The sequence below is a fragment of the Streptomyces sp. 13-12-16 genome, assembly GCF_002114215.1.
GTDB lineage: Bacteria > Actinomycetota > Actinomycetes > Streptomycetales > Streptomycetaceae > Streptomyces.
Genome location: NZ_NCTE01000776.1, coordinates 1 through 11,240, shown reverse-complemented (window position 1 = coordinate 11,240; position 11,240 = coordinate 1). Strand labels below are relative to the sequence as shown.

General features: G+C 73.0%; 8 protein-coding genes and 3 pseudogenes. 8 read left to right on the top strand and 3 right to left on the bottom strand.

Going from position 1 to position 11,240, the window contains the following annotated elements:
* Nucleotides 1–1,209: AAA family ATPase (locus B7767_RS28645; RefSeq protein ID WP_179167327.1), on the bottom strand; the 1,209-nt coding region annotated here is incomplete at its 3' end.
* Nucleotides 1,210–1,332: 123 nt separating this feature from the next.
* Here B7767_RS28645 and B7767_RS28640 point away from each other — a divergent pair.
* The 4 genes and pseudogenes from B7767_RS28640 (at nt 1,333) to B7767_RS28625 (ending at nt 3,651) form a co-directional block, all read left to right on the top strand.
* The gene (locus B7767_RS28640; protein ID WP_085574698.1) at nt 1,333–1,719 is read left to right on the top strand and encodes a nuclear transport factor 2 family protein; all 387 of its coding nucleotides are present in this window, start codon (nt 1,333–1,335) and stop codon (nt 1,717–1,719) included.
* Nucleotides 1,716–2,369 carry a CatB-related O-acetyltransferase gene (locus tag B7767_RS28635; RefSeq protein ID WP_085574697.1) on the top strand — a complete coding sequence of 218 codons (654 nt, stop codon included), beginning with the start codon at nt 1,716–1,718 and terminating at the stop codon, nt 2,367–2,369. The genes B7767_RS28640 and B7767_RS28635 overlap by 4 nt, the downstream gene beginning before the upstream one ends.
* Nucleotides 2,366–3,256 (top strand): virginiamycin B lyase, encoded by an 891-nt coding sequence (locus B7767_RS28630; RefSeq protein WP_085574696.1) that lies wholly within the window; start codon nt 2,366–2,368, stop codon nt 3,254–3,256. Before B7767_RS28635 ends, B7767_RS28630 begins: the two co-directional genes overlap by 4 nt.
* 14 nt (nt 3,257–3,270) lie before the next feature.
* A pseudogene (locus B7767_RS28625) lies at nt 3,271–3,651 on the top strand (VOC family protein).
* 120 nt (nt 3,652–3,771) lie between these two features.
* Here B7767_RS28625 and B7767_RS28620 read toward each other — a convergent pair.
* Nucleotides 3,772–4,821, bottom strand: coding sequence for a beta family protein (locus B7767_RS28620; RefSeq protein ID WP_085574695.1), 1,050 nt, complete (start codon nt 4,819–4,821; stop codon nt 3,772–3,774).
* Between the two features lie 175 nt (nt 4,822–4,996).
* Nucleotides 4,997–5,868 (bottom strand): annotated as a pseudogene (locus tag B7767_RS28615) (helix-turn-helix domain-containing protein); the annotation flags it as partial.
* A 406-nt stretch (nt 5,869–6,274) separates the two neighbouring features.
* Here B7767_RS28615 and B7767_RS28610 point away from each other — a divergent pair.
* The 4 genes and pseudogenes from B7767_RS28610 to B7767_RS28595 all read left to right on the top strand — a co-directional run.
* Nucleotides 6,275–7,753, top strand: coding sequence for a sugar transferase (locus B7767_RS28610; protein ID WP_085574694.1), 1,479 nt, complete (start codon nt 6,275–6,277; stop codon nt 7,751–7,753).
* Nucleotides 7,754–7,832: 79 nt separating this feature from the next.
* Complete coding sequence (locus B7767_RS28605) at nt 7,833–9,149, top strand: nucleotide sugar dehydrogenase (RefSeq protein WP_085574693.1); 1,317 nt, start codon at nt 7,833–7,835, stop codon at nt 9,147–9,149.
* The gene (locus tag B7767_RS28600) at nt 9,139–10,401 is read left to right on the top strand and encodes a glycosyltransferase family 4 protein (RefSeq protein ID WP_085574692.1); all 1,263 of its coding nucleotides are present in this window, start codon (nt 9,139–9,141) and stop codon (nt 10,399–10,401) included. Before B7767_RS28605 ends, B7767_RS28600 begins: the two co-directional genes overlap by 11 nt.
* Nucleotides 10,398–11,240: pseudogene (locus tag B7767_RS28595) on the top strand (polysaccharide biosynthesis protein); the annotation flags it as partial. The gene B7767_RS28600 and the pseudogene B7767_RS28595, both read left to right, overlap by 4 nt.

The following is an 11,240-nucleotide window of genomic DNA, read 5'->3' as shown; positions in this document are numbered from 1 at the left end:
CTCCGCGGCCAGCACGAGCCGGCGGGCCCGGTCCGGGCCGGACTCCGTGAGCTGCGCGGCCCGTTCGTAGGCCGCCGCCGCGGCGGCGTATCCGCTGCGCTCGACGGCCCGTCGGGCGGTGCCCTCCAGTTCCGCGGCCACCTGCTCGTCGGGACCGGTGGCCACCACGGCGTGGTGCCAGGCGCGCCGGTCGGCGTCCTCCGGCCGGTGGAGGGCCTCGGCGAGGGCCGTGTGCACCACGAGGCGGAGGCTGACCGGCGCCGCCTGGTAGACGGCCGACCGCACGAGGGGGTGGCGGAAGCGCACGGTGCGGCTGTCCACCTGGAGCAGTCCCGCCGTCTCCGCGGGCACCAGATCCGTGGGGCGGCAGCCGAGGGGGGCGGCCGCGCGCAGGACGACGTCGCGGTCACCGGTGTCCTCGGCGGCCGCGACGAGCAGCAGGTTCCTGCTCGGCTCGGGCAGCCGTCGTACCCGGTCGAGGAAGGCCGCCCGCACCGCGTCGGTCATGGGCAGGTCCTGGCCGGTGGCGACCGGCCGGCCGGTGGCGAGGGCGACCGGCAGTTCGAGGAGGGCGAGCGGATTGCCCTGTGCCGCGGCCAGGACCCGGTACCGGTCGGCGGGGGACAGCGTGGCGGCGTGCTCGGCCAGGAGGCCGGCGGCGGCGGGCGCGTCGAGCCCCGTCAGCGGCAGGTGGGCGAGTCCGGGGGCCTCGAAGCCGGTCCGGGCGGTGATGATCAGCGCCGTGCCCTCGGCGTCGATCCGCCGCGCGGCGAACAGCAGGGCCTCGGCCGACGCCCGGTCCAGCCACTGCGCGTCGTCGACGAGGCACAGGACGGGCCCGCCGTCGGCGAATTCGGCGAGGAGGGAGAGAACCGCGAGGCCGACGAGCATGCGGTCGCCCGGTTCGGCCGGGGCGAGGCCGAAGGCCCCGCGCAGGGCGCGCGCCTGCGGTGCCGGGAGGGCGTCGGTCCGGTCGAGGGCGGGCCGCAGCAGCAGGTGCAGGCCGGCGAACGGCAGGTGTGCCTCGGACTCGATCGCGGTGCCGCGCACGACCCGCAGCCCGTCGGCCGCCGACGCCGCGTACTCCATCAGCGCGGTCTTGCCCACGCCCGGCTCCCCGGTGATGAGCAGGCAACCGCTGCGACCGGTCCGGCAGTCCGCCAGCAACCGGTCGATGACTGATATCTCGTCACTCCGTCCGTACAACACGTGGTGAGGGTACTTAAGCCGACCGGGAATCCCGGGCCTGACTGCCGGGGCGTGACGGATTCCGCTCCCGGCCCCCGGCCGTAGCGTGGTGGAACAGAGCACGGCGGCGGAGGGAGATCGACCATGTCCGGCTTCGACGAGCTGGCCAGGCGGTACCTGGCGAGTTGGAACGAGCGCGACCCGGCCAGGCGCCGGGCGCTCGTCGACGAGCTCTGGACCGATGACGCCTGTTACGTCGATCCGATCGTGACGGCCGAGGGCCGCGACGCCGTCGAGGAGGTGGTGGCCACGGCCCAGCGGCAGTTCCCCGGCCTGGTGTACCGGCCGGCCGGGAAGGCCGACGGCCACCACGGCGTGGCGCGCCTCGCCTGGGAACTGGCGCCGGCCGGCGGCCCTCCGGTGATCGTCGGGCTTGCCGTCATGGTCACCGAGCGGACCCGCCTGCGCCGCGTCTACGGCTTCCTCGACCCCGTACCCGTACACATCTCTTCACCAGGAGCCGACAGTTGACACCTGATCCGATGACCCTCCACCCGCTGCCGGCGCATGAGCGGGTGGTGTTCCTCAAACCGCTGGTCGGCTCACCGCAGATCGTCGTGGGCGAGTACACCTACTACGACGACCCGGACGGCGCCACCGGCTTCGAGCACCACAACGTGCTCTACGCCTACGGCCCGGAACGGCTGATCATCGGCAAGTACTGCGCCATCGCCACGGGCACCCGGTTCCTGATGGCGGGCGCCGACCACCCGACGATGGGCGTGTCCACCTTCCCGTTCACCATGTTCGGCGGCGAGTGGGCCGAGCGGACCCTCGACATCGTCACCGGCATGCCCAGCCGGGGCGACACGGTGGTCGGCAACGACGTCTGGTTCGGTCACCGGTCCACCGTCATGCCCGGCGTACGCATCGGCGACGGCGCCATCGTCGCCGCCGGCGCGGTCGTCACCGCGGACGTACCGCCGTACACGATCGTCGGCGGCAACCCGGCCCGCCCGATCCGGCAGCGGTTCGACGACGCCGACGTCGACCGGCTCCTGCGGGCCGCCTGGTGGGACTGGCCGGCGGAGCTGGTCACCGAACACGCCCGCACCATCATGGCCGGCACCCCGGCCGACATCGCCCGCATCGCCGCAGACCACGGACTGGAGACCGGATGACGAACGTGTCGATAGAGGAGCACCCCGTGGCCGGCGGCGGACCGTACGCGATCACGACCGGCCCGGACGGCGCGCTGTGGTACACGCTGGTCCACGGCGGCCGGATCGGCCGGCTGGTGCCCGGCGCCGAACCGGAGAGCCACCGGCTGGACCCGGGCTGCGGGCCGACGGTCATCACCACCGGGCCGGACGGCGCCCTGTGGTTCACCGAGTACCGGGCACACCGCATCGGCCGGATCACCACCGACGGCACGGTCACCGAATTCCCTCTGCCCACCGCGGAGTGCGGGCCGTTCGGCATCGCGGCGGGGCCCGACGGGGCGCTGTGGTTCACCGAGACCACCGCCGACCGCATCGGCCGCATCACCACCGACGGTGAGGTCACCGAGTTCCCGCTCCCGGCCGCCGGCACGTTCCCGTCCGCGATCACCGCGGGAGGGGACGGCGGGATGTGGTTCACCATGAACCAGGCCGACGCGATCGGCCGGATCGGCACCGACGGCACGGTCACCGTCCACCCGCTGCCCACCGCGGGCGCCGCACCGGTCGGCATCACCCTCGGCCCCGACGGCGCCGTCTGGTACGTCGCGATCGCCGCCGGCCACGTCGGCCGCATCACCCCCGAGGGCGAGATCAGGGAGTTCCCGCTGCCCGACCGCGCCGGCCGGCCGCACGCCATCACTCCGGGCACCGACGGATCCCTGTGGTTCACCGAGTGGGGCGGCAACCGCGTCGGCTCGATCACCACCGAGGGCGTGATCGAGGTGCACGACCTGCCCACGTCCGGCTCGGAGCCGCACGGCATCACCCTCGGCCCCGACGGCGCCGTGTGGACGGCGCTGGAGACCGGTGCCCTCGCCCGCATCGCCCCGAACCCGCTGCCCTGACCCAGGAGACGACCTTGCCCGTGACGTTCAACCACACGATCATCCCCGCCGACAACCGCGAGGAGTCGGCCCGGTTCTTCCGCGAACTGTTCGAACTCCCCGAGGCGCCGTCGTGAGGCCCGTTCACCAACGTCCAGCTCGACGAAGGCGTACTGCTGCAGTTCGCCGAGCTGCCCGGCGTCGACCGGATACAGATGCACCACTACGCGTTCCTGGTCGACGACGACCTGTTCGACCGGGCCTACGCCCGCCTCCGGGCGGACGGCACCGAGCACTGGGCGGATCCTCAGATGACACGGCCCGGCGAGACCAACACCGAACACGGCGGCCGCGGTGTCTACTTCAACGACCCCGCCGGCCACGCCATCGAAATGATCACCAAGCCCTACCTCTGAACCGAACCGCCCGAAAGGACTCCATGACACACACCGCCATCGCCCCACACACGTGGCTCGGCATGGCTTCGGCCTGCTCCCGCCGTGCCGCCACGGAACAGTAGCGCGGGCAAGTCCCTGTCACCGACCGGAACTTCGAGCCACGAACGCCATGTGCTGGATGTTCCCGGCCCTGTTCCAGGTGGAGTGGTTGCCCGGGGTCCCGACGCCCCGGGCCCGGTCGCACAACCACCCCTCCCCCGCGCTCGCCGCCGCTCCCCTGAAGTCGGCGAGGCCGGTGAGGATCCTGGCGGCCTCCCGGTTCGCGTCGTCGTGCTGCCTGCCGTAGGGCACCTTGACCAGGTGGTAGGAGCGGGCGGTCGTGTAGCGGAGGACGCCCCACGGCGGGCCGCCGCCGCCTGACGCCGACGGCCGGGTGACGTACGTCGCGGGGTGGATGCCGTAGTCGCCGTAGCCGAGTCGGGAGACGTAGGGACGGTCGGCGTGCCGGATCTCGTGCCAGGTGTCCCGGTCCGTGCGCGGCGCCTCGTACCGCACACCCTCCCGGAACTCGTCGGGCGGATCGGGGAAACCCCCGGCCACCACGGTCACCGTGCCCCAGGAGGTGAGGGGGAGCAACGCGTCCAGTGTGCGCACCGCCTCCTTCCCGGCGTCGGGGCGGTCCGGCAGGACCGTGCCGAGGTCGAGGACGAGGTCGACGGGGTGGCCGGCGGGCAGGCGGCCGAGCAGCGCGGCGACCTCGTCGGCCCGCGGGGCGGCGCCGTCGTTCCAGCCGCCGGGCAGCCGGACCCGGAGGGCCAGGGGGAGGTCCTGCCGCAGGGCCACGGTGAGGGCGAGCGACTGCTGCGCGTCGGGACGCCCGGGGCCGGTGACCGGCCGGAGGAAGCGGTCCTCCCACCACTGCGGGCCCAAGGTGTCGGCCAGCACGGCGGCCTCGGAGTCGTCCACGAAGGGGGCGTCCAGCCAGGCCGGTGTGCGGGACTGCGCACGAGCGGCCTCCCCTGCCTCCTTCGCGATCCGCCCCGCCAGTGGTCCGGGCGGCATGCCGGGGTGAGGGGGCAGCGTCCAGAGCGGGACGACCCCGCGTCGCAGGGCTCCGGGCAGGCCCCGGTAGGCGGCGGCCGCGTGCGGTCTGGCCGGGAGGACGGGGACGTACGGCGGTACGGACATGGCGTTCCCCCTCGGCGCTGCCCGTGCGCGGTGCTTCCCCCCAGGGTGAAACCCCCGGCGAGGGCCGGAAAGGGCGCCAATCGGCCATCACTCGTCGCGCGAGGTGATCGGGCTTCACCGGCTTCAGGTCGACGTCCTTCGCGGCTCCTTCGAGATCACGTCGTACGTCGACGCAGGAGTTCCGGACACCCGATACGGGATTCCGGACACCCCCGGGTGTGTCGTCGGCCGTGGCGGAGAACGCGCCCGGCGTGGTTCCCACGACCCGCCGGGAGGCGGCGACGAAGGAGCTGGGCTGCGCGTAGCCGAGGGTCTCGGAGACCGTCGTCACGTCGAACCCCTCGGAGAGGGGCGTCAGCGCCCGGTGCACGCGCGGCACCTGCCGCCACCGCGCGAAGGAGGGACCCGTCGTGCGACGGAACGCGCGGGTGACGGTGCGGTCGCTGATTCCCGGCCACCGCGCCCACTCCTCCAGTGAGCGGGGGTCGGCGGGATCGCCCAGCAGGGCTTCGGCGATCGCGTCGATCCGGGCGTCACCGGGCGACTGCAGCGCGAACCGGCGTTCCGCCGGCTGGAGCACGTCGAACACGACCGACTCCGCCCGCGCCCCGGCCGCCGCGTCGAGGTCCGTGCGGGCCGGACGGGTCGGCAGCGATTCGAGCGACGGCGTCATCGCGATCGTCTTCGGCTCCCCGAACACGAACGGCGTGCGGTCGGGGCGAAGAAGGCGTCGTGGAACTCCGCGCCCGCCGTCGCCCGGCCCCCGTGCACCACTCCGGCGGGCATCCACAGCCCGTACCCCTCGGACACGGTGAAGACGCGGTCCGCCACCCGGGAGGTCGGCGTGCCCCCGCGTACCCGGACGAGTTCGTGCGCGGCGTGCGAGTGCGGCGCCCACTCCGTGGGGACGCGGGGGATCCGGAACCCGGCGACGATGACGAAAGGGCCCGTCTCCCGCTCCGGGAGCGCCACGACCCGGCGCTCCACGGTGCCCGCCTCGCGCCGCCACGTCCCGGGGCTCGCCTCACCACGGGACGCTCGGACCATGCGGGCGAGTCCGTCCGGGGCCCGCGCCCGGTTTCCCGGGCGGACCGCGGTGATCGGCAGGTCAGGTACGCCCGGCGCCCGCGGGTGGTCACCGGCCGACCGATCCCGTCTCAAAGCTTGCGCACGAATCACACACATCCCCTCTACATACTGGCCCCGATGGTCTAGATTGACCTTGCTTCAGCCGTTCGAACACACGGTGACGATCGATGAACCCTGGGTGCGGGGAGCACCCGGGGTGCCGGGGTGGGTTGTTCAGCCGGTTCCGAGAGAGCCGGTACGGCATGCGCGGGAGGCGGGGGCCTCCTGTGGGGGAGGAACGGCGCGGCGCGGGGGGCGGGGGCCTCCCGGGTGGAGAAACGGTGTCAGGGGAACACGTCGAACCACTGGGGACCTGGGGGGTTCTGTGCGGCAGGGGGAATTAGTCGGCCCGTTTCCGTCGACGCACGGGCGTCCGGCGAACGGGGCAATCAGCAGATCCGCGACCGACTGGGAGCAGCGGTACCGCCGTACCGTGATCACCGGCGATACGGTGACCACCGCCTTCGTGGTGGCGGCGATAGGCAACTTCTTCGGGGTCCGGGACGCGGCCAACTGGCATGAGAAATGGGGGATTCTCGCCTTCGGCACCTGGCTGCTGGTGCTGGGGGCGCTCGCGGTGGGCCGGGCGTGGTCCCCGTCCGTGCTCGGCCAGGGCGCCGAGGAGTTCCGCCGGCTCGGACGCTCGCTGTTCATGGCGACCGTCGTCCTGGCGCTCGGCGGAATCGCCCTCACCTCGCGCAACATCAAACTCTGGATCTTCGTCGCGATCCCCGCGATCGCGGTCGTCACGATGATCGCGCGGTATCTGCTGCGCCTGTGGCTGCACCGGGAGCGGAAGGAGGGCCGGTGCCTGAGACCGGTGCTCGCCGCCGGGAGCCCGGACACCGTGCACGACCTGATCACCCGGACCCGGAGGTTCCCGCACCTCGGCTGGCGGGTGGACGCGGTGTGCACGACGGACGGTCTCGGACCCGACGGTGACCGGGTGGACGGAGTGCCGGTCGTCGGCCGGCTGGCGGACGTCGCCGACCACGTCCGCCGCGACGGCTACCGTGTCGTCGCGGTCACCCCGGACCCGCACTGGTCACCGCACCGGTTGCAGCGGCTGGCCTGGAACCTCGAGGGCAGCGACGCCGAGATGGTCGTCGCCCCCGTGCTGATGGAGGTGGCCGGCCCCCGGCTGCACATCGACGCGGTGCTCGGGATCCCGCTGCTGCGGGTCAGCATGCCGGCCTTCACCGGGGGCCGCCGGGTGGTCAAAGGGGTCGTCGACCGGCTGGGCGCAACGATCCTGCTGCTGCTGTTCGCGCCGCTGATGGCGGGCGTCGCGCTGCTCGTGCTGACGACCAGCCGGGGCGGGGCGTTCTACCGCCAGCGCAGGGTCGGCAAGGACGGCCGCGAGTTCACCATCCTCAAGTTCCGCACCATGGTCGCCGGGGCCGACCGGGCCCGTGCCGAGCTGGCCGCCCTGAACGAGGGCGCAGGACCGCTGTTCAAGCTCCACCGGGATCCGCGGGTGACCCGGGTGGGAGCGGTGCTGCGCCGGTACTCGATCGACGAACTCCCGCAGCTCTTCAACGTACTCACCGGATCGATGTCGCTCGTCGGGCCGCGGCCTCCGTTACCGGAGGAGTCCGCCGCCTACGGCCCGGACATCCGGCGGCGGCTGCTGGTCAAGCCCGGCCTCACCGGCCTGTGGCAGATCAGCGGACGCAGCGACCTGTCGTGGGAGGAGGCGGTCCGGCTGGACCTGCGGTACGTGGAGGACTGGTCGCTCGCCCTGGACACGGTGATCTTGTGGAAGACGCTGCGTGCGGTGCTCTACGGGCAGGGGGCCTACTGATGCGAGGGGGGCGGCGCCGTCGTACGGACGGCGTACGGACCGCAGGCCGCGAGGGCCTGCCCGGGGGGAGGAACGGAACGTGAGAGTCAGCGTTTTCGGGCTCGGCTACGTGGGCTGCGTGTCGGCCGCGTGCCTGGCCAGCATGGGCCACGAGGTCATCGGGGTGGACGTGAACCAGGTGAAGGTCGACCTGGTCAACGACGGCAAGGCCCCGGTGGTCGAGGAGCGGATCGGCGAGCTCGTCGCCGAGGTCGTGGGGACCGGGGCGTTACGCGCCACCGACGACGTCCGCGAAGCGATCATGGAAAGCGAGATATCACTGATCTGCGTGGGCACGCCGTCGGAGCCCAACGGCAGCCTGTGCACCACGTATCTGGAGCGGGTCACCGAGCAGATCGGCGCCGCGCTGGCCGAGCGGGGCGGGCGGCACACCGTCGTGTTCCGCAGCACCATGCTCCCGGGCACCTGCCTGAACCTGCTGGTGCCGATCCTGGAGAAGTACGTCGGCGGCACGGCCGGGGTGGACGTCGGGGTCGCGGTCAACCCGGAGTTCCTGCGCGAGGGCACGAGCGTGCGGGACTTCTTCGACCCGCCCAAGACCGTCGTCGGCGAGCTCGACCCGGCGAGCGGCGACGCGGTCCTGGCGCTGTACGAGGGCCTGCCCGGCGAGGTGTTCCGGGTGCCGGTCCCGACGGCCGAGGCGATCAAGTACGCGGACAACGCGTTCCACGGCCTCAAGATCGGCTTCGCGAACGAGCTGGGCGCGGTGTGCCAGGCGCTCGGGGTGGACTCGCACCAGGTGATGGACGTCTTCCTGGCCGACCGCAAGCTGAACATCAGCCCCGCCTATCTGCGGCCCGGCTTCGCCTTCGGGGGCTCCTGCCTGCCCAAGGACCTGCGCAGCCTGGTCCACGCGGCGCAGCGGGCCGACGTCTCGGTGCCCATCCTCTCCCACGTGCTGCCCTCCAACGCCGACCATCTGCAGCGCGCGGTGGAGCTGGTGGAGCGCACCGGCAGGCGCCGGGTGGGACTGTTCGGACTGTCCTTCAAACCCGGCACCGACGACCTCCGCGAGAGCCCGCTCGTCGAGCTGGCGGAGCGGCTCTTCGGCAAGGGGTACGACCTGAGGATCCACGACGCCAACGTGAGCCTCTCCCGGCTGCTCGGCGCGAACCGCGAGTACGTCGAGACGCGGCTGCCGCACCTCGCGCAACTGCTCGCGGACTCCGTCGACGAGGTGCTCGAACACGCCGAGGTGTGCCTGGTGGGGACCAGGGACCCGGAGGTGCTGTCGAAGCTCCCCCACGGCGACGGTCCGGTGATCGTCGATCTCGTCCGCCTTCCCGACGCCGAGGCGCGCCGGACCGAACCGGGGTACATGGGCCTTGCTTGGTGACACATCGTTCGACGACACGGCCGGGGGCGACCGGCACGGCGGGCGCGCGCTGATCCTGGTGGAGAACCTGTCGGTGCCGTTCGACCGGCGGGTGTGGCAGGAGTGCACGACCCTGCGCGACGCGGGCTGGACGGTGGACGTCATCTGCCCGCAGGGCAGCAGACGGGACACGGAACCCGAGGCGGTGATCGACGGGGTGCGGATCCACCGCTACCCGTTGCGCGCGGCCACCGGCGGGCCGGCCGGCTACCTGCGGGAGTACGGATCGGCGCTGTGGCACACGGCGCGGCTGGCCCGGAAGGTCGGCCCGGTCCACGTGGTCCACGCCTGCAACCCGCCCGACCTGCTGTTCCTGCCGGCCCTGTGGCTGAAGCGGCGCGGCGCGCGGTTCGTCTTCGACCAGCACGACCTGGTGCCCGAGCTGTACCTCTCCCGGTTCGGCCGCGGCGAGGACCTGCTCTACCGCGGCGTGTGCGCGCTGGAGCGGATGACCTACCGGGCCGCGGACATCGTGCTCGCCACGAACGAGAGCTACCGGGACGTCGCGGTGCGCCGCGGCGGCCGGCGGCCGGCGGACGTCTTCGTGGTGCGCAGCGCGCCCCAGACCGACCGGTTCCGGCCGGTGCCGCCCGAGCCGGAGTTGAAGCGCGGCAAGCCCCATCTGCTGTGCTACCTGGGCGTCATGGGCCCGCAGGACGGCGTCGACTACGCCTTGCGGGCCCTGGCGAAGCTGCGCGACGAACTCGGACGGACCGACTGGCACGCGGTGTTCGTCGGCTCCGGCGACGCCTTCGACGCGATGGTGGAGCTGTCCCGGCGGCTCGGGCTCGACGGACAGGTGCAGTTCACCGGGCGCGTCCCGGACGCCGACCTGGTGCGCTACCTGTCCACCGCGGACGTGTGCCTCTCCCCCGACCCGCGCAATCCGCTCAACGACGTGTCGACCATGAACAAGGTCCTGGAGTACATGGCGATGGGCCGGCCGATCGTCTCGTTCGACCTGAAGGAGGCGCGGGTCTCCGCCGGCGACGCCGCCGTCTACGCTCCCGCGAACGACGAGTCCGAGTTCGCGAAGTCCATCGCGCTGCTGCTGGACGATCCGGAACTGCGGGCCCGGATGGGCAGGACCGGCCAGGAGCGGATCGGCGGGGAGCTCTCCTGGCGGAACTCGCAGGCGTCGCTGCTCGCCGCCTACACCGCCGCCTGCCGTGGCCAGGTTCCGGTGCCGGCGGGGAAGAGGCCGCGTCGTTGAGCGATGACACGATACGCCTGGCCACGGTCGGGCGGATGATCCATCGGCGATGGCGGCTGCTCGCCGTCCTCGCCGTGCTGGGCGCGCTCGTCGGCTACGGCGCCTCCCTGCTGTTCCCGCCGCGTTACACGACGTCGGCGTCGGTCCTGCTGCCGGGGGCGTGGGAGGAGCGCGAGCTGCTGACCCAGACGGAGATCGCGACCAGTTCGGTGGTGGTCGACCGGGTGGCCGCCGCGCTCGACTGGGACGGGGTCGACGGCGGCGAGCTGCGGAAACGGGTGAGCGCCGGGGCCGCCGACGGGAACATCATCAAGGTCTCGGGCACGGCCGACACCCCGGAGCGCGCGCAGCGGCTCTCCGACCAGGCGGCCCAGGAGTTCGTCGCCTTCGCCGCGGGGATCACGGGCGACGGCGCCGGCTCCGAGGCGGCGGCGCGGCCCGAGGAGCTGCGGAAGCTGGTGGTGCGGACCAGTCGCCGCATCACCGAGCTGGCCGATGCGGCCGATCCCGGGCGGACCGTGGAGAGCGTGCAGACCCGCACCGAGCTCGCGAAGCTGCGCACCGCGCTGCAGGAGGCCGTCACCGAGCTGGAGCGGATCGACCCGGCCACCGACGAGGCCGGCATGGTCGTCATGGGGCCGGCGGCCCGGCCGGACGGTGAGGCACCGCCGACGCGGATCCAGCTCGTCGTCGGCGGGGCGCTGCTGTTCTTCCTGCTCGCGGTCGTCGCTCACCTCGCCGCCGCGCGGGCGAGCCGTCGGCCGCGCACCGAACCGGAGATCGTCGCGGCGCTGGGCGCGGCGCCGCTCGGTACCGTCGACGTGCCCGCCGAGCGGTCC

Coding starts and splice junctions, on each gene's coding strand:
- B7767_RS28640 (WP_085574698.1), top strand. CDS start 1,333: ATGTCCGGCTTCGACGAGCTGGCCAGGCGGTACCTGGCGAGTTGGAAC.
- B7767_RS28630 (WP_085574696.1), top strand. CDS start 2,366: ATGACGAACGTGTCGATAGAGGAGCACCCCGTGGCCGGCGGCGGACCG.
- B7767_RS28620 (WP_085574695.1), bottom strand. CDS start 4,821: ATGTCCGTACCGCCGTACGTCCCCGTCCTCCCGGCCAGACCGCACGCG.